Origin of the sequence: Pseudomonas sp. SDI (genome assembly GCF_003105155.1) — a bacterium.
GTDB lineage: Bacteria > Pseudomonadota > Gammaproteobacteria > Pseudomonadales > Pseudomonadaceae > Aquipseudomonas.
Map to the genome: position 1 here is coordinate 20324 of NZ_QETK01000001.1, position 18082 is coordinate 38405.

At 62.3% G+C, this 18082-nt stretch carries 19 protein-coding genes and 1 tRNA gene; 3 read left to right on the forward strand and 17 right to left on the reverse strand.

Annotated features, from left to right (window positions below; all coding sequences use genetic code 11):
• Window positions 1-16: 16 nt before the first annotated feature.
• Entirely contained in the window at window positions 17-2032 is a 2016-nt protein-coding gene (uvrB, locus tag DCO48_RS00100; protein ID WP_116548606.1) for an excinuclease ABC subunit UvrB, read from the reverse strand.
• Window positions 2033-2325: 293 nt separating this feature from the next.
• On the opposite strand from uvrB, the gene DCO48_RS00105 reads away from it, so the two are divergent.
• Entirely contained in the window at window positions 2326-3516 is a 1191-nt protein-coding gene (locus DCO48_RS00105; protein WP_116548607.1) for an amino acid aminotransferase, read from the forward strand.
• A 62-nt stretch (window positions 3517-3578) separates the two neighbouring features.
• Window positions 3579-3654, forward strand: a tRNA-Asn gene (locus DCO48_RS00110).
• A 130-nt stretch (window positions 3655-3784) separates the two neighbouring features.
• On the opposite strand, the gene DCO48_RS00115 is transcribed toward DCO48_RS00110, so the two are convergent.
• The 4 genes from DCO48_RS00115 to DCO48_RS00130 form a co-directional block, all read right to left on the reverse strand.
• Complete coding sequence (locus DCO48_RS00115) at window positions 3785-4345, reverse strand: DUF1285 domain-containing protein (RefSeq protein ID WP_116548608.1); 561 nt, start codon at window positions 4343-4345, stop codon at window positions 3785-3787.
• 12 nt (window positions 4346-4357) lie between these two features.
• On the reverse strand, window positions 4358-4960 hold the full coding sequence (locus DCO48_RS00120) for a DUF4823 domain-containing protein (protein ID WP_116548609.1): 603 nt from the start codon (window positions 4958-4960) through the stop codon (window positions 4358-4360).
• Between the two features lie 75 nt (window positions 4961-5035).
• Window positions 5036-6004: a GTP 3',8-cyclase MoaA gene (locus DCO48_RS00125; protein WP_116548610.1), complete on the reverse strand. Its 969-nt coding sequence runs from the start codon at window positions 6002-6004 to the stop codon at window positions 5036-5038.
• Window positions 6005-6129: 125 nt separating this feature from the next.
• Window positions 6130-6768 carry a TetR/AcrR family transcriptional regulator gene (locus tag DCO48_RS00130; RefSeq protein ID WP_116548611.1) on the reverse strand — a complete coding sequence of 213 codons (639 nt, stop codon included), beginning with the start codon at window positions 6766-6768 and terminating at the stop codon, window positions 6130-6132.
• 72 nt (window positions 6769-6840) lie between these two features.
• Between DCO48_RS00130 and DCO48_RS00135 the strand changes: the two genes are divergently transcribed.
• Window positions 6841-7974, forward strand: coding sequence for an aminotransferase class V-fold PLP-dependent enzyme (locus DCO48_RS00135; RefSeq protein WP_116548612.1), 1134 nt, complete (start codon window positions 6841-6843; stop codon window positions 7972-7974).
• A 247-nt stretch (window positions 7975-8221) separates the two neighbouring features.
• On the opposite strand, the gene DCO48_RS00140 is transcribed toward DCO48_RS00135, so the two are convergent.
• From DCO48_RS00140 to DCO48_RS00195, 12 genes are all read right to left on the reverse strand, one after another.
• Window positions 8222-9007, reverse strand: a complete 786-nt coding sequence (locus DCO48_RS00140; RefSeq protein ID WP_116548613.1) for a TatD family hydrolase — start codon at window positions 9005-9007, stop codon at window positions 8222-8224.
• A gap of 40 nt (window positions 9008-9047) precedes the next feature.
• Window positions 9048-10034, reverse strand: a complete 987-nt coding sequence (locus tag DCO48_RS00145) for a DNA polymerase III subunit delta' (RefSeq protein ID WP_116548614.1) — start codon at window positions 10032-10034, stop codon at window positions 9048-9050.
• Window positions 10027-10659 (reverse strand): dTMP kinase, encoded by a 633-nt coding sequence (tmk, locus tag DCO48_RS00150; protein WP_116548615.1) that lies wholly within the window; start codon window positions 10657-10659, stop codon window positions 10027-10029. The genes DCO48_RS00145 and tmk overlap by 8 nt, the downstream gene beginning before the upstream one ends.
• A gap of 19 nt (window positions 10660-10678) precedes the next feature.
• Complete coding sequence (gene mltG, locus DCO48_RS00155; protein ID WP_116548616.1) at window positions 10679-11872, reverse strand: endolytic transglycosylase MltG; 1194 nt, start codon at window positions 11870-11872, stop codon at window positions 10679-10681.
• A 3-nt stretch (window positions 11873-11875) separates the two neighbouring features.
• Complete coding sequence (gene pabC / locus DCO48_RS00160) at window positions 11876-12691, reverse strand: aminodeoxychorismate lyase (RefSeq protein WP_116548617.1); 816 nt, start codon at window positions 12689-12691, stop codon at window positions 11876-11878.
• Window positions 12691-13935, reverse strand: coding sequence for a beta-ketoacyl-ACP synthase II (fabF, locus tag DCO48_RS00165; protein WP_116548618.1), 1245 nt, complete (start codon window positions 13933-13935; stop codon window positions 12691-12693). Before fabF ends, pabC begins: the two co-directional genes overlap by 1 nt.
• A gap of 105 nt (window positions 13936-14040) precedes the next feature.
• The gene (gene acpP / locus DCO48_RS00170) at window positions 14041-14277 is read right to left on the reverse strand and encodes an acyl carrier protein (protein WP_003175607.1); all 237 of its coding nucleotides are present in this window, start codon (window positions 14275-14277) and stop codon (window positions 14041-14043) included.
• Window positions 14278-14484: 207 nt separating this feature from the next.
• Window positions 14485-15225: a 3-oxoacyl-ACP reductase FabG gene (fabG, locus tag DCO48_RS00175; RefSeq protein WP_116548619.1), complete on the reverse strand. Its 741-nt coding sequence runs from the start codon at window positions 15223-15225 to the stop codon at window positions 14485-14487.
• A 16-nt stretch (window positions 15226-15241) separates the two neighbouring features.
• The gene (gene fabD, locus DCO48_RS00180) at window positions 15242-16180 is read right to left on the reverse strand and encodes an ACP S-malonyltransferase (RefSeq protein ID WP_116548620.1); all 939 of its coding nucleotides are present in this window, start codon (window positions 16178-16180) and stop codon (window positions 15242-15244) included.
• 126 nt (window positions 16181-16306) lie between these two features.
• Window positions 16307-17317 carry a phosphate acyltransferase PlsX gene (gene plsX, locus DCO48_RS00185; protein ID WP_116548621.1) on the reverse strand — a complete coding sequence of 337 codons (1011 nt, stop codon included), beginning with the start codon at window positions 17315-17317 and terminating at the stop codon, window positions 16307-16309.
• A 3-nt stretch (window positions 17318-17320) separates the two neighbouring features.
• The gene (rpmF, locus tag DCO48_RS00190) at window positions 17321-17503 is read right to left on the reverse strand and encodes a 50S ribosomal protein L32 (protein WP_010223221.1); all 183 of its coding nucleotides are present in this window, start codon (window positions 17501-17503) and stop codon (window positions 17321-17323) included.
• A gap of 13 nt (window positions 17504-17516) precedes the next feature.
• Entirely contained in the window at window positions 17517-18044 is a 528-nt protein-coding gene (locus DCO48_RS00195; RefSeq protein ID WP_116548622.1) for a YceD family protein, read from the reverse strand.
• Window positions 18045-18082 lie beyond the last annotated feature (38 nt).

Consider the following 18082-nt stretch of genomic DNA (forward strand, 5'->3'; position numbering starts at 1 on the left):
GCCGGCGATGAGGCCCTCACACGGTGATCAAGCGCTCGCGCAACTGGGTAATCTCGTCGCGCAACTGCGCCGCCGCCTCGAACTCCAGGTCCCGCGCGAGCTGGTACATCTTCTCTTCCAGCTGCTTGATGCGCTTGGCAATCTCCCCCGGCGAACGCAGTTCGGCCTCGTAGCGCGCGCTCTCTTCGGCCGCCTTGGCCATGCCCTTGCGCTTCTTGCTGCGCGAGCCCGGCACGTTGGCGCCTTCCATGATGTCGGTGATGTCCTTGACCACGCCCTTGGGCACGATGCCATTGGCTTCGTTGAAGGCGATCTGCTTGTCGCGCCGCCGCTCGGTCTCGCCGATCGCCCGCTCCATCGAACCGGTCATCCGGTCGGCATACAAGATCGCCCGGCCATTGAGGTTACGCGCCGCCCGACCGATGGTCTGGATCAACGACCGCTCCGAGCGCAGGAACCCTTCCTTGTCGGCATCGAGGATCGCCACCAGCGATACCTCCGGCATGTCCAGCCCCTCACGCAGCAGGTTGATCCCCACCAACACATCGAAGGTGCCCAGGCGCAGGTCGCGGATGATCTCGACCCGCTCCACCGTGTCGATATCCGAGTGCAGGTAGCGCACGCGCACATCGTGGTCGGCCAGGTAGTCGGTGAGGTCCTCGGCCATGCGCTTGGTCAGCGTGGTGACCAGCACCCGCTCCTCCACCGCTACGCGCTTGTGGATTTCCGAGAGCAGATCGTCGACCTGGGTAGTCGCCGGACGCACTTCGACCTGCGGGTCAACCAGGCCGGTCGGCCGCACCACCTGCTCGACCACCCGTCCAGCATGGTCGGCCTCGTACGCCCCCGGCGTCGCCGAAACGAAAATGGTCTGCGGGCTGACCTCTTCCCACTCGTCGAAGCGCATCGGCCGGTTGTCCAACGCCGACGGCAGGCGGAAACCGTATTCCACCAGGGTCTCCTTGCGCGAACGGTCGCCCTTGTACATCGCCCCGACCTGCGGAACGCTGACGTGGGATTCATCGATCACCAGCAGGGCATCGGCCGGCAGGTAGTCGTACAGGGTCGGCGGCGCCGCGCCAGCCGGCCGCCCGGAGAGGTAGCGCGAGTAGTTCTCGATACCGTTGCAGTAACCCAGTTCGAGGATCATCTCCAGGTCGAAGCGAGTGCGCTGCTCAAGCCGCTGCGCTTCCACCAGCTTATTGGCCTTGTGCAGGTATTCGAGCCGTTCCTGCAACTCGACCTTGATCCCCTCCACCGCCTCCAGCAGCGTCTCGCGCGGGGTGACGTAGTGGCTCTTAGGGTAGAAGGTGAAGCGCGGCAGCTTGCGGATCACTTCGCCGGTGAGTGGGTCGAAGGCGGCAATGTTCTCCACCTCGTCGTCGAACAACTCGATGCGGATCGCCTCCAGGTCCGATTCGGCCGGGAACACGTCGATCACATCACCACGCACGCGGAAGGTGGCGCGGGCAAAGTCCATCTCGTTGCGGGTGTATTGCAGGTCGGCCAGGCGGCGCAGCAAGGCGCGCTGGTCGAGCTTGTCGCCACGGTCCACGTGCAACACCATCTTCAGGTAGGTTTCCGGGCTACCCAGGCCATAGATGCACGACACCGTGGTGACGATGATCGCATCGCGGCGTTCCAGCAGGGCCTTGGTCGCCGACAGGCGCATCTGCTCGATATGGTCGTTGATCGAAGCATCCTTCTCGATGAAGGTGTCCGAGGATGGCACATAGGCTTCGGGCTGGTAGTAATCGTAGTAGGAGACGAAATACTCCACCGCGTTGTTCGGGAAAAACGCCTTGAACTCGCCATACAACTGGGCCGCAAGGGTCTTGTTCGGCGCCAGCACCAAGGTCGGGCGCTGCACCTGGGCAATGACGTTGGCGATGCTGAAGGTCTTGCCCGAACCGGTCACGCCGAGCAGGGTCTGATGCGCGAGGCCGGCCTCGATACCTTCGACCATCAAGCGGATGGCCTCGGGCTGGTCGCCGGCCGGCTGGAAACGCGTGACGAGCTGAAACTCGGACATGACGAACCTCTGAGGTGTGCGGAAACAGGCAACTGTATTTATAGACAGTATTTATACCCAATTTAGGGCGCCACGCGCCAGTTTCAAGCGTAATTGCCGGACATTTCCCACGGTTGACCGGGAGAAACGACTAACGGTCGAAAAATATTCGGCCAAACAGCAGGAAAAGCTGCGACAGACTGTCGCCGTGACCGACGGGTATCACTATACTGACTCCCCGTTTGTGCACCGCTCTAGTGCATCCGACTGGAGCGTGCGACCCCTATCACTCTCCATTCAGAGCCAAGGTAATAATGAGCCTGTTTTCCGCTGTCGAGCTGGCACCACGCGATCCCATTCTGGGCCTCAACGAAGCATTCAATGCCGACACCCGCACCCACAAGGTGAACCTGGGCGTGGGCGTGTACTGCAACGAAGAAGGGCGTATTCCACTGCTGCGTGCGGTCATCGAAGCCGAAACCCAACGTGCAGCCCAGCACGCCTCCCGTGGCTACCTGCCGATCGACGGCATCGTGGCTTACGACCAGGCGGTGCAGAAGCTGCTGTTCGGCGCCGAGTCCCCTCTGCTGGCCGCTGGCCGCGTGATCACCACCCAGGCCGTCGGCGGTACCGGCGCGCTGAAGATCGGTGCAGACTTCCTCAAGCAGCTGTCGCCAAACGCTGTCGTTGCAATCAGCGACCCGAGCTGGGAAAACCACCGCGCGCTGTTCGAAACGGCCGGGTTCCCGGTACAGAACTACCGCTACTACGACGCGGCCAGCCACGACGTCAACCGCACCGGCATGCTTGAAGACCTCAATGCCCTGCCGTCCGGTTCGATCATCGTCCTGCACGCCTGCTGCCACAACCCGACCGGCGTCGACCTCAGCCCCGCGGACTGGAACAACGTTCTCGATGTGATCAAGGCTAAAGGCCACATTCCATTCCTGGACATGGCCTACCAGGGCTTCGGCGACGGCATTGCCGAAGACGCTGGCGCCGTGCGCCTGTTCGCCGAATCGGGGCTGAACTTCTTCGTTTCCAGCTCGTTCTCGAAATCCTTCTCGCTGTACGGCGAGCGTGTCGGCGCCCTGTCGATCGTCACCGAGTCCAAGGAAGAGAGCGCCCGCGTACTGTCGCAGGTCAAGCGCGTCATCCGTACCAACTACTCCAACCCGCCAACCCACGGCGCCAGCATCGTTGCCGCCGTACTCAACAGCGAAGAACTGCGCGCCATGTGGGAAGCCGAGCTGGGCGAAATGCGCCAGCGTATCCGCGGCATGCGCAACCAGATGGTCGAGCTGCTGGCCGCCAAAGGCCATGACTTCAGCTTCGTCGGCCGTCAGCGCGGCATGTTCTCCTACTCGGGCCTGACCGTTGAACAGGTCGCTCGCCTGAAGAATGAGTTCGCGATCTACGCGCTGGATACCGGCCGGATCTGCGTCGCGTCGTTGAACCAGCGCAACATTGGCATCGTCACCGACGCGATCATCGAAGTACTGTAAGGCAACCTTTGCTCAGGGGAGGCTTGACTTCCCCTTAGCAATCAGTAAGATACGCCACAGATTCCGCGATAGCTCAGTCGGTAGAGCAAATGACTGTTAATCATTGGGTCCCAGGTTCGAGTCCTGGTCGCGGAGCCAAACACTAAAAAACCTCCAGTTGCCTCAGGCACTGGAGGTTTTTTCGTTTCTGCCCCACGCAAACGCCAGGGATGGGCCGAGCGGTGCGCCACCTCCGCACAACGCGCCACATTGGCGGAAAACACGGAACCTATTGACGCCCAATGGGGAAGAACGCCCCGCCACTCCAAACACCCAGCCATTGTTCACCGTCGATTTCGCAGTCCTGCGCCAGCTCCACCAACTGGTAGAACACGTTGCGATGAATCAGCGCTTCGAGATTGCTGCGCATGTGCACATAGGGCGCCGGCTCCTGCGTCAGCGGATCAATCACAAAACGTAGCGGATGCTCGGCGCCCGCCTCGACCACTTCGTCGACATTGCTGGTAAAACGCAACAGCTGCTCGGCACCACGCCCCTCCACCGCCAGGCTGACGGCAATGAACGGCGCGTCGTCGACCTTGATCCCGACCTTTTCCACCGGAGTGATCAGGAAGTAATCGTCGCCATCGCGACGAAGGATAGTGGAGAACAGCTTGACCATCGGCTTACGGCCGATCGGCGTGCCCTGGTAGAACCAGGTGCCGTCACGGGCGATACGCATATCGATATCGCCGCAGAAATCCGGATTCCACAGGTGTACCGGGGGCAGACCTTTATCCGCCTTGGGGATTTGCGCCAACAGATCGTTGGCCTTACCGGTATCGACCATCTTCAACGCTCCTCAGCGACTCACACCCAACAGACTGCGAGCGTATTCCTCCAGGGGTGGCCCAAGCAAATCGGCTGGCTTGTTGTCATGGAACGTCAGCAAACCGCCACGACTGCGAATGGTGGTAGTGTCGATCAAGTAGCGGGTGCTGGTTTCGATAAGCATCAGCTGAATGGTGCCAGTATCGATGCCCAGGCGATCGACCGCCTGCTCGTCATACCATTCGTCACCATTGCCGATGCGGTCGTCAGCCTTGGCGAAGCGGGTATACAGCAGGTAATGCGCCCCCACCGAGCGGGCCTCTTCCAGCGCCTGCTCCAGGCCCAACGGCCCACGTGCACGGCGCACCAGCGGGAAATACTCGATGAAGCCCTTGAAGGCCTCCTCAGCCACCACATTCGGCCGCGGGTAAGCGCTACCCGGCGGTACAAAGGCACCCTGGCCGATGAAAATGAATGAGTCAGGTTGCAGGCGCAACGACATCGAGCGGCGGGTTTCGCTATGGTCGAGCAGACCAGCGTCGCTCAAATGGTAACGGGCACCCTCGCCCATATCGCTGACATTCATGCAGCCGCCCAGCGCCAACAGCGCCAGCGGCAGAACCAGGCTACGCATCTTTCCTCCAGAGGCCGGCGACGGAAAACCGGCGAACAGCCGGCAGATGCAGGTTTTGCGCCAGCTTCTTGCAGCCTAGCCGCCGATGATCTTCATCACCGTGGCGCCGCCGGAAAACGCCAGCGCCTGCTTGTCGCCCAGCGCCTTGACCAGCAGCCCCTGCAACGCCGGCAGAGCCTGGTGACGTGGCTTGTCGAGCAGGTCGCCGATGAAATGCCGGTTGCTCGACGACAAGCAACCATGCAGCCAGCCCGTGGAAGACAGGCGCAGCCGCGAACAGGTGCGGCAGAACGGCACGCTCTCGTTGGCGATCACACCGAAATAGCCCAGCGCGGGGATGCGGTAGCGCAGCGCGGTGGCATCGAATGGCGCGTCGGCCTGCAAGTACTCGTGATGCGCACCGATCACCCGCAACAGCTCGTCGAGCCCGACAAACTGCTGCAGGAAGGCATTGTTGTCGCGGGCCAGGTGCCCCATGCGCATCAGCTCGATGAAGCGCAGCTCGTAACCACGCGCCAGGCAATACTCCAGCAATGGCAGCACCTGATCGAGGTTCTGCCCGCGCAACGGCACCATGTTGACCTTGATCTTCATCCCCGCCTCGCTGGCCAGTTGCATGCCGGTCAGCACCGCCTGCAAGTCACCGCCACGGGCAATGCCGCGAAACGCCTGGGCATCGAGGGTATCGAGGGAAACGTTGATCCGCCGGATGCCGGCCGCCTGCAGCACCGGCAGCTTGCGTTCGAGCAGTTGACCATTGGTGGTCAGGCTGATGTCGTCCAGGCCGAGGCCGGCAACAGACGAGAGAAACGCTTCGAGCTTGGGGCTGACCAGCGGTTCGCCGCCAGTGATGCGCAGGCGCTCGATGCCGGCAGCTTCGATCAGGTAGGCCACACCGCGGGCCATGGCCTCGGCAGACAGCTCATCCTGCGCGGCGACTAGGCGCTTGCCATCCGGCACGCAGTAAGTGCAGGCATAGTTGCACGCGGCGGTGAGGCTGACACGCAAGTTGCGAAAACGTCTGCCTTGCTGATCGACGATCATGAAGCACTCCGGCATGGAAAATTCGGCCTGCAAAACTTGACTCAGAAATCAAGTTTTTGCAAGCCTCCTACCCGAGTATATGCCTGCTGGCGGTCGCCCCATAGCACTGGAGCGACGCCGGCGACTCAGTTACCGGAGGGTTCCGGGTCGCGCTTACGCTTGTTGCCCATGCGCACGCCGATATCCATCAGGAACTGGAAGAAGCCCTCCTGATCTTCCAGCACGTTACTCCAGAACGGCGAGTGATACAGCGCCACAGCGCCGTGCACCAGCGCCCAGGCTGCGCAGTAATGGAAGTACGGCGGCACGTCTTCGAGCTTGCCTTCGCTGATGCGGCCCTTGATCAGCAGGGTCAGCCGGTCGAAGTTGGAAGCACGGATCTTGTGCAACTCCTCGACCATTTCCGGCACCTGATGGCCCTTGACCACTTTCTCTTCGAGGCGATCGAACAGGCGGTAGCGCTGCGGGTCACGCATGCGGAATTCGAAATAGGCGCGCGACAGGGCTTCCTTGTCGCGGTCGACGTCGGCAGAGTGCAGCAGTTCGTTCAAATCGCGCTCGTAGTCGAGCATCAGGCGCAGGTAGATCTCCGCCTTGGATTTGAAATGCTTGTAGATCGTGCCTTTGCCGATACCGACAGCATCAGCGATCATCTCGACGGTGACGCTGTCTTCACCCTGTTCGAGAAACAGTTTGAGCGCGGTATCGAGAATTTCTTGCTCTCGGCGACGAAACTCACGGACCTTACGAGGTTCTTTCTGCATAAGAAGGACTGGGTCAAAATCGAAGCCCGGTATTATGCCTAACTTGCGCCAAAATGCACGGATCATCCGACCATGTCTATGTTTCATGATGAGTTTGAGCAGGCGAGCGACCTGCGCTATCTGAACCACGCAGCCGTCGCGCCCTGGCCTAGACGGGCCAGCGAGGCGGTTGCGCGGTTTGCCCAAGAGAACGTCTTGCTTGGCGCACGTGACTATTCTGACTGGATGGCCATGGAACAGCGCCTGCGTGAACGCCTGCAGCGCCTGACCAATGCACCATCCAGCGACGACATCGCGCTGGTCAAGAACACCTCGGAAGCCCTTTCCTTCGTGGCCTTCGGCCTCAACTGGCAGGCAGGCGAGCAGATCATCATCAGCGACGAGGAATTCCCTTCCAATCGCATCGTCTGGGAAGCACTCGCCGAGCAGGGCGTGGAAGTGCGCCAGGTCAGCCTCAAGGGCAGCGACCCGGAAGCCGCCCTGCTCGCTGCCTGCGGGCCGAGTACCCGCCTGATGGCGATCAGCGCCGTGCAGTTTGCCAGCGGCCTGCGCCTGGACCTGGCGCGCCTGGGCCAGGGCTGCCGCGAGCGCAATGTGCTGTTCTGCATCGACGCGATTCAGCAACTGGGTGCCCTGCCCTTCGATGTGCAGGCCTGCCAGTGCGACTTCGCCATGGCCGACGGGCACAAGTGGATGCTCGGCCCCGAAGGCCTTGGCGTGTTCTATTGCCGCGCCGCGCTACGCCCGCAGCTCAAGCTCAGCGAATACGGCTGGCACATGCTCGAACACATGGGTGACTACAACCGTACCGACTGGGAACCGGCCCGCAGTGCCCGGCGCTTCGAGTGCGGCAGCCCGAACATGCTCGGCGCGGTGGCGCTGGAGGCGAGCCTGTCGCTACTGGAGGAAGTCGGCATGGGCCAAGTGGCAGCTGCAATCGAGACCCGCGTGCAGTGGCTGAGCCAGGGCTTACTGGCGATTCCCGGCGTTCGCCTGCACAGCCCGCAGGACCCGGCCAGGCGTGCCGGGATTGTCTCGTTCAGTATCGACGGGCTGGATAACGCGACCGTATACCAGCAATTGAAGGAAGCGCACGTGGTGTGCATCCCGCGTGGGCCGGGGGTACGCTTTTCGCCGCACTTCTATACCGAACGCCGCGTGATCGACGAAACCCTGGCGCTGGTTCGGCAGATCGCAGAGCGATGAGTGCTCAGCAGCCGGCGACGTATTCCAAATCTGTTTAAAAAACGACCAGCCAGCAGTGGAATCGCGGCAATCCTGACCAATACTTGAATGTGTCGGTGCGACACACCCCCCAAGTGCGGCACCGATAAAGACGACCATGGACCGCTCGTCTTTGTTTTACTCCTAATGGTCTTAACCCGGATTCCCCCCCCAGAACCCGGGTTTTTTTTGCCCGGGATCTGGGCAAGGTTGCCGGCCGCAGCGCGGCCTAGCCAGCCACACTCGCCAGTGGGAACAGGCGCTTGAAGTTCGCCGTGGTCTGCTCGGCCAGTTGCTCGAAGCGTTCGCCCCGCACCATCGCTACGAACTGCGCTACTTCGTGCACGTACTCCGGCAGGTTCGGCTTGCCGCGGTACGGGATCGGCGCCAGGTACGGCGAGTCGGTTTCCACCAGCAGCCGGTCGGCCGGCACTTGGCGCGCCACATCGCGCAGGGCGTCGGCGTTGCGGAAGGTAACAATGCCCGACAATGAGATGTAGTAGCCCAGATCCAGCGCCGCCCTGGCCATTTCCCAGTCTTCGGTAAAGCAGTGCAGCACACCGGCCTGCGGCAGCGCTGCCTCGCGCAGCAGCGCCAGGGTGTCGGCGCGCGCCGCACGGGTATGCACGATCACCGGCTTGCCGGTGATCCGCGAGGCCTCCAGGTGCAAACGGAACGACGCCTGCTGCAACTCGGCCGCTTCCGGCTCGTAGTGGTAGTCCAGCCCGGTTTCGCCAATCGCCACCACTTTCGGGTGATTCAATTCGGCCAGCAGCCAGTCCAGCGCCGGCGCTTCGCCCGGGGCCAGGTCCAGCGGGTGGATGCCCACCGAGCAATCGACGTCGGCATACTGCTCGGCCAGCGCCTTGACCCCGGCCGCGTTGTCGGCGCTGACACCGATGCACAGGAAATGCCCCACTCCCTTGGCCCGCGCTGCATCCAGCGCAGCATCGAGGGAGCCGCCATGGGCAGCGAGGTCAAGACGGTCGAGGTGGCAATGGGAATCTACGAGCATGGGTTCCGACAACACTGAAAATAAATGAAAGACGTTGCGCTCAACGCTGACCGGGCAGCATCGCCCACGAGGCCAGCAGCGCCTCCAGCAGCAGCACGCGATTGAGGTTGGCCTTGGCCAGCACCTTCTGGCGCTGACCCAGAATCCAGTCCTGGATCTCCAGCACCTTGCCCTGCGGGCTCTTCTGCGCCAGGTACTGCACCACCTTGCGCATATCGGCCAGGCCGAGCCCCTGCTCATCCTGGGTCAACTGATAGCGCAGCACCAGGTTCGACCAATCGCAGAACCAGTCGAACAGTTGCAGCAGCGGGATGGCGTTCCACGACTCGGCCAGTTGGGTCGGCGATTGCTGCTGCTTGAGCAACTTCTTCACGCCGTCGACCACCTGCGCACGCTGCTCGCGCACGCCCTGGGCTTGCAGGGTAACCGCCAGCAGCGGCGAACCGGCGGCCAGGCTGAGTAATTCCTCACGTTGCTGATCGTCGCTGTCCGGCAACGCATTGGCCAGCCAGGCCTGGCTCTGAGCCTGACTCGGTAGCGGGCAGGCGATCTGCTGACAACGGCTCTTGATGGTCGCCAGCAAACGGCTTGGCTGGTGGCTGACCAGCAACAGCACGGTATTGCCCGAAGGCTCCTCCAGGCTTTTCAGCAAGGCGTTGGCAGCATTGATGTTCATTGCCTCGACCGGCTCGATGAGAATCACCTTACGCCCGCCCAGCTGCGCAGTCTGCACCACGAAGGAAACCAGGTCGCGCACCTGATCGACCTTGATCGGCTTGTCGGCCTCTTCCGGCTCCAGCACGTAGTTGTCCGGATGGCTGCCAGCCGCCAGCAGGTGGCACGACTTGCACTCACCGCAGGCTTGCAGGCCAACTGGCCGCTGGCACAACAGCAAGGCCATCAGCCGTTCGGCCAGGTCCCGCTTGCCGATACCCTGCGGGCCATGCAGCAGGTAGGCGTGCGCATGCTGGCTGCGCCCGGCCAGTTGCTGCCAGAGCGTCTCCTGCCAGGGGTAGGCCTCAGCCACGGCAACGCTCCAGAATCTCTGGCAGCAGGCCGTCCAGCGACTGCTGCACTTGAGCCAGGCTTTGTCCCGCATCGACCAGGCGATAGCGCTTCGGTTCGGCCTTGGCGCGGGCCAGGTAGGCCTGACGCACCGCTTCGAAGAAGGCCTGGCCTTCCTGTTCGAAGCGATCCAGCCGGCCGCGGGCCGCCGCGCGGGACAGGCCGACTTCGACCGGCAGGTCGAACACCAGGGTCAGGTCCGGGCGCAAGCTGCCCTGAACGAACTGCTCAAGGCTGGCGATACGCTCGACGCTCAGGCCGCGACCACCGCCCTGATAGGCATAGGTGGCATCAGTGAAGCGGTCGCACAACACGATCGTGCCACGGGCCAGCGCCGGACGGATAACTTCGGCCAGGTGCTGGGCACGCGCCGCGAACACCAGCAGCAACTCGGTATCGGCCGCCATGGCTTCAGCGCTGGGTGCCAGCAGCAGCTCGCGGATCCGCTCGGCCAACGGCGTACCACCCGGCTCGCGGGTCAGCAGCACGTCCAGGCCGGCGCGGCGCAGGTGCTCGGCAAGGTACTCGCGATTGGTGCTCTTGCCCGCACCTTCGGGACCTTCCAGGGTGATAAACAAACCAGTCACAGGCAGTCCTTACAGTTGATCATTGCGCAGAGGGTTGGGCTGGCGATGCGCCCGGCGGCGTCGAACCTGCCGGTGCTTCGGGCTCGACCGGTGGCTCCAGCGGGCCGGACGATTCGACCGGCTCGGAGGCGCCTGGCGCGGCCTGCGGCGGCGTATCGGGCGCCGTCTGCGGAGTAGTGGCCGGGGCCGGGCTGGAGCGGTAGTCGCTACGGCGCTTGAGCTGATACTCGCGTACCGCCGAATTGTGCCCGTCGAGGTCGTCGGAAAAAACGTGGCTGCCATCGCCACGCGCGACGAAGTACAGGCTGCTGCCCGACGCGGGATTGAGCGCGGCGTGAATCGCCTCGCGCCCGACCATGGCAATCGGCGTGGGCGGCAGGCCAGAAATGACATAGGTGTTGTACGGGGTCGGCTCGCGCAGGTCGGCGCGAGTGATCTTGCCGTTGTAACGCTCGCCCATGCCGTAGATCACGGTAGGGTCGGTTTGCAGCATCATGCCCAACTGCATGCGCCGCACGAACACCCCGGCAATCTGCGCACGCTCCTGTGGCACCCCGGTTTCCTTTTCGACCAGCGAGGCCATGATCAACGCCTGGTACGGGTCACGGTACGGCAGCTCGGCCGGGCGTGCCGCCCACTCCTTGGCCAGCACCTCATCAAGGCGGGCGTAGGCCTGCTGCAGGAACTCGATATCGCTCATGCCGCGCACGAAGCGATAGGTGTCGGGGAAAAACCGCCCTTCGGGGAAGACACCACGATGGCCGAGCTTGTCCATGACCTCAGCGTCGCTCAAGCCATCGAGGGTGTGCTCGATCTTTTCATGCTTGGCCAGCGCCGCGCGTACCTGGCGGAAATTCCAGCCTTCGACCAGGGTCAGGTTGTACTGCACCACGTCGCCACGCCGCCAGGTTTCGAACAAGTCGCGCACGTTCATGCCGGGCTGCAGGCGGTATTCGCCGGTGTGCAGCGGCACGCCGGCCATATTAAAGCGCCAGTACAGGCGCAACCAGAACGGGTCGTCAAGCAGACCCTGGGCCTGCATGCGGTAGAACATGCGGTTGGGCGTGGTTCCGGTAGGCACATCAAGCAACTGCTCCTGCTCGACCTGCAGCGGCTGCTCCAGCGCCGAGTACACCTTCCAGGCCGAGAACCCCAGCAGCAGGCCGACCAGGATCAACCCGGCCTCCAGCAACACCAACAATTTACGTCTCACGAATCAGGCATCCAGTAGCGTACGGGCAATGGCCTGCAGTTTACGGGTGAGCGGGCCCGGCGGCCAGTTCAGCGACTCACATGCGCGCACCGGCCACACGCCGTAGACACTATTGCAAAGAAAAACCTCGTCCGCCTGCTGCAGATCCAGCAGGGACAAATCGCACACCCGGGCGACGATGGAATGCTGCGCCGCAGCGTCGAGCAGGGCCGCGCGCATCACTCCGGCGACACCGCAGCGCGCCAGGTCGGCCGTGAGCAACTGGCCATCGCGAACCAGGAACAGATTACTGTAGACCCCTTCGATCGGCCGACCGGACTGATCGCACATCAGCCCCTCGGCAAATGCCGGGTCCTGCCATTCGTTGCGGGCCAGCACCTGCTCCAACCGGTTCAGGTGCTTGAGGCCGGCCAGCAATGGCTGCTCGGCCAGGCGCGTGCGGCAGGCGAACAGCCGCACGCCCTGCTCGGCATGGGCCGCGGGGTACTGCGGGGTCGGGCTGGCCTGGAGGATACGCCTTGGCGGCACGCCGGCAGCGGCAGCATAGCCGCGCTGGCTATCGCCACGGGTCAGAATGAGCTTGAGTACGCCGTCACCCAAGGCCTGAGCGTAACGGCACACTTCGTCACGAATCAGTGCAAGGTCTGCACCGATAGCCAGGCGCTGGGAACCCAGCGCCAGGCGCTCGAGGTGGTACTCGAGCAACGATGGCCGACCGGCAATCACGGCGATGGTTTCGAACACCCCATCGCCGTATGCCAGCCCCCGGCTCTGCAACGCTATCGCGTCCGCCGGCTGGCCGTCGATCCAGCTGTGCATCAGTCGGCGAACCGGCGGAACACCAGCGAGCCATTGGTACCGCCAAACCCGAAGGAGTTGGACAGCACCACATCGATCGGCATGTTGCGAGCCGAGTGCGGCACGAAGTCCAGGTCGCAGCCTTCGTCCGGTTCATCGAGGTTGATGGTCGGCGGCGCTACCTGGCTGTTGATCGCCAGCACGCTGAAGATCGCTTCGACCGCACCGGCAGCACCGAGCAGGTGACCGGTCATCGACTTGGTCGAACTGACCGCCAACTGGTAGGCGTGCTCGCCGAACACCGACTTGATCGCCGCCACTTCGGCGAGGTCGCCTGCTGGCGTCGAGGTACCGTGAGCGTTGATGTAGTTGACCTCGCCGGCATTGACCCCGGCATCGCGCAAGGCATTGGCCATGCAGCGCGCGGCACCGGCACCAGTGTCGGGCGGCGAGGTCATGTGGTAGGCGTCACCACTCATGCCAAAGCCAACCAGCTCGGCATAGATGGTCGCGCCCCGCGCCTTGGCGTGCTCGAGCTCTTCGAGCACGAGTGCACCGGCACCGTCGGACAGCACGAAACCGTCGCGGCCTTTGTCCCACGGACGGCTGGCACGGGTTGGCTCGTCGTTGCGGGTGGACAACGCGCGCGACGCACCGAAGCCACCCATGCCCAAGCCGCAGGCCGCCATTTCGGCGCCGCCGGCAATCATCACGTCAGCTTCGCCAAAGGCAATGTTGCGTGCCGCCATGCCGATGCAGTGCGTACCAGTGGTACACGCCGTGGCGATAGCGTAGTTAGGCCCTTGCACACCCAGGTGGATGGACAGGAAGCCGGAAATCATATTGATGATCGAGCCTGGCACGAAGAATGGCGAAATCCGCCGCGGGCCTTGATCGTGCAAGGTCCGGCTGGTTTCTTCGATATTGGTCAGGCCACCAATGCCCGAACCCATCGCCACGCCGATACGTTCGCGGTTGGCATCGGTCACTTCCAGGCCGGCATTACGCACCGCCTGAAAACCGGCCGCCAGACCGTACTGGATGAACAGATCAAGCTTGCGGGCTTCCTTGACCGACAGGTACTGCTCGACTTCAAAGCCCTTTACCGAGCCGCCAAAACGGGTGGAGTAGGCAGACAGGTCAGTATGCTCAATCAGACCGATGCCACTGCGGCCAGCCAGAATGCCCTGCCAACTGCTTGGCACATCCGTGCCCAGTGGCGACAGCATACCCATACCGGTGACCACGACGCGTCTACGCGACACAGCACTCTCCTTATTCTGAATGTCTACATCTCTTGCAAAGAAAAAACCGCACGCCGGCAAAGGCAGTGCGGTTTTTCCATGACAAGAAGCGACGACTACAACGTCTTAGGCCTGGTGGCTGGTGACGTAGTCGATAGCTGCTTGAACAGTAGTGATCTTCTCGGCTTCTTCGTCAGGGATTTCGGTCTCGAATTCCTCTTCCAGAGCCATCACCAGCTCAACGGTGTCAAGGGAATCGGCACCCAGATCTTCGACGAAGGAAGCAGTGTTCACCACTTCTTCTTCTTTAACGCCCAGTTGCTCGGCGACGATTTTCTTGACGCGTTCTTCGATGGTGCTCATACCTTGTTTTCACTCCTAATGGACATAAGTCAGGCAGCTGGCCGGTGTGTAAGTTTATAGAAAGACGCCTGCTTTTCAAGCGTAACGCACCCTTCCCGCTTCACACCCGCCCGCTGCCTAGAATTTGGTTGCAGCTTTATAACGGATTTTAGACCGCACGTATGACATTTTTTTGAAGCAATCCGTCACATCAAGCTGCAGATTAAATTACATGTACATCCCGCCGTTGACCGGGATAGTAGCACCGGTCACGTAAGCTGCACCGTCGGAAGCCAGGAATGCAACCACTTTCGCGATCTCATCAGCCTGACCCAAACGGCCCAGTGGAATCTGCGCTTGCAGCGCTTCACGCTGCGCTTCCGGCAGTTCGCGGGTCATGTCGGTATCGATGAAGCCCGGGGTAACCGAATTGACGGTCACCGCACGCGAACCGACCTCACGCGCCAGGGCACGGCTGAAGCCTTCCAGACCGGCCTTGGCCGCAGCGTAGTTGACCTGACCGGCGTTACCCATCGCGCCGACGACCGAGCCGATGCTGATGATACGACCCCAACGGGCCTTGGTCATGCCACGCAGAACCCCCTTGGACAGACGGTAGAGGCTGTTAAGGTTGGTGTCGATCACGTCGAACCACTCGTCGTCTTTCATCCGCATCATCAGGTTGTCACGGGTGATGCCGGCGTTGTTGACGAGGATGGTCGGCGCGCCGAACTGCTCCTGGATCGCAGCCAGGGTAGCGGTCACGGACTCGTCGCTGGTGACATTCAGCTCCAGGCCGGTGCCGGCAATACCGTGCTCCTTGAGGGTGGCGGCGATACGCTCGGCACCCGAGGCGGAGGTGGCGGTACCAATAACGGTAGCGCCCAGACGACCGAGTTCCAGGGCGATGGCCTGGCCGATACCACGGCTGGCGCCGGTGACCAGTGCAACTTTACCTTGCAGGCTCATGCAAGCTTCTCCTAATTCAGGCCAGCGCCGCGCGAGTGGCGGCGACAGCATCCGGGGTATTGAGGTTGTAGGTGGTCACACCATCGGCACAACGCTTGTTCAGGCCAGCCAGGACCTTGCCCGGGCCGCACTCGACCAGATTGACCGCACCCTCAGCGGCCAGGGTCTGTACGCACTCGACCCAGCGTACCGGCTGATACAGCTGGGCCAGCAGGTCCTGCTTGAGGGTCGGCAGATCGCTAGCCACCGCAGCACTGACGTTCTGTACCAGCGGGATTTGCGGCGCCTGCCAGTCGATAGCATTGACCGATTCGGCAAAGCGCTCGGCCGCCGGGCGCATCAGCTCACAGTGCGACGGCACGCTGACCGGCAACGGCAGGGCGCGCTTGGCACCGGCAGCCTTGCAGGCCTCCATGGCGCGCTCGACAGCGGCCTTGGCACCGGCGATGACCACCTGGCCTGGCGAGTTGAAGTTAACGGCACTGACAACGTCGCCCTGAGCCGCTTCGGCGCAGAGGGCGACGACCTGGGCATCGTCCAGACCGAGAATGGCCGCCATGGCGCCCTGCCCGGCCGGGACGGCCTCCTGCATCAGTTGGCCGCGGCGCTCGACCAGCCTGACCGCGTCGGCCAGGCTCAGGCTGCCAGCGGCAACCAGCGCGCTGTATTCGCCCAGACTGTGACCGGCAACGAATGCCGGACGCGCCCCGCCTTCGGCCAGCCACAGGCGCCACAAGGCGATCGAGGCAGCCAGAATGGCCGGCTGGGTTTTGTCGGTTTGGTTCAGTTGTTCTTCCGGGCCGTTCTGGGTCAGTGCCCAGAGGTCATAACCCAGAGCCTCGGAGGCCTCACGGAAGGTATCAATCACCAGCGGGTACTGGGCGCCCAACTCGGCGAGCATGCCGAGAGACTGCGAACCTTGACCGGGAAAGACGAATGCGAGGGATGCAGACATTGAACAAGCCCCTAATGATCTTGTCGTCGGAAATACGCACCCAGCCGCAGCTGGATACAAGAAACTGACAGTTGGATGGTAACGAGAACCGAGCGGTCACATTTAACCACGGCCATTGCCGGATACCTAAAGGAGTAGATCCTCCAGGCGCCCGTGCAAACGCTGCGGCAAGTTCTCCTGGATCTCGATCAGGGCGCGCTGAATCGCACTCTGGAAGCCCTGGACACCGGCCGAGCCGTGGCTTTTTATCACAATCCCCTGCAAACCGAGAAAACTTGCACCGTTGTGCCGCGCCGGCGCGAGGTCGGCCTGCAAGCGCTTGAGCAGCGGCATGGCCATGGCGCCAACCATCCGCGCGCCCAGACTCCCTCTGAACAGCGCTTCGATACGCGCACCAATCATGCTCGCCAGGCCCTCGCTGGATTTAAGCAGGATATTGCCGACAAAGCCGTCGCACACCACTACGTCCGCCTCGCCACGGTACAGGCCGTCGCCTTCGATATAACCGATGTAGTTCAGGCCACGAGCGCCTTGAAGGAGGCTCGCCGCCAGCTTGACTTGCTGGTTGCCCTTGATGTCTTCGGTGCCGACATTGAGCAGCGCCACACGCGGACGAGAAATACCCAAGGCCTGAGCGGCCACCGACCCCATCACGGCGAATTGATAAAGATGCTCGGCACTGCAATCGACATTGGCGCCCAGGTCGAGCAGTTGGCAGTAACCGGTCTGGGTCGGAATGGCCGCGACCATGGCTGGCCGATCGATACCCGGAAGGGTCTTGAGCACATAGCGCGACAGCGCCATCAGGGCCCCGGTATTACCGGCACTGACGCAAGCCTGGACCTTGCCATCGCGCACCAGCTCAAGGGCCACGCGCATGGACGAATCGGGCTTGCCGCGCAATGCCTGGGACGGCCGCTCATCCATACCGATCACTTCGCTGGCCGGTGCAATCTGCAGGCGCGAGCGATCCGCTGCCGACTGGCCAGCGATCAAATCTTCAAGAAGGGAGGGTTGACCGACGAGGGTCAGGTGCAGCGATGGTGTAGCCGACAGACAAGCGAGACTTGCCTGAACAATGCTGCGGGGACCGAAGTCCCCGCCCATTGCGTCAATCGCGATGATCTGAGCGGACAAGGATTACTCGTCAGCGCCCTTGTCGATCACTTTACGACCACGGTATACGCCTTCTGGCGATACGTGGTGACGCAGGTGCACTTCACCAGTGGTTTTCTCTACGGACAGAGCGTTTTCCGAGAGGGCGTCGTGCGAACGGCGCATGTCACGGGCAGAGCGGGATTTTTTGTTCTGCTGAACAGCCATAATTGATTAACTCCTAAACGTTTGGGTCACGCTTTAACTGCGCCAATACACTGAACGGGTTGGACCGTGTTACCTCGTCCTTGCTCGGTTCGGGCTCGTCGGCGCCCGCCGGCTGCTGGCATTCTTCCGGATGATGAGCAGGCACGATGGGTAAGGCGAGCAGAAGCTCTTCCTCGACCAAGGCCTGCAGATCCAAAGGATCTTCGCCCAGTTCCAGCACGTCATAACCTTTCGGTAACGACTGGGTATTCGCACCCTCCTTCACCACAGCGTAAGTACTTTCGCTATGGATCGGCAGGGTGACCAGCTCAAGACAACGCTGGCAAACCATTTTGACCTCGACGTCGAGATCGGTGTGGATGACCACAACTTTCTGCTCGTCTCGCTCAAAATCGAATTTAGCCTGCACCGTACCGACAGTGTCGGAAAGCGGGTCGCAGAGTCTCTCCAAATCGGCGAGCTGCAACGTTCCTTCGAAGGAAACGCCACGATCGGCCAATTTGCGCGGGTCAACGTGAGGTGGAATCGGGTCATTCAACATAGGCGCAGCATTCTAGGGATGGCCCCCGCCCCTGTCAA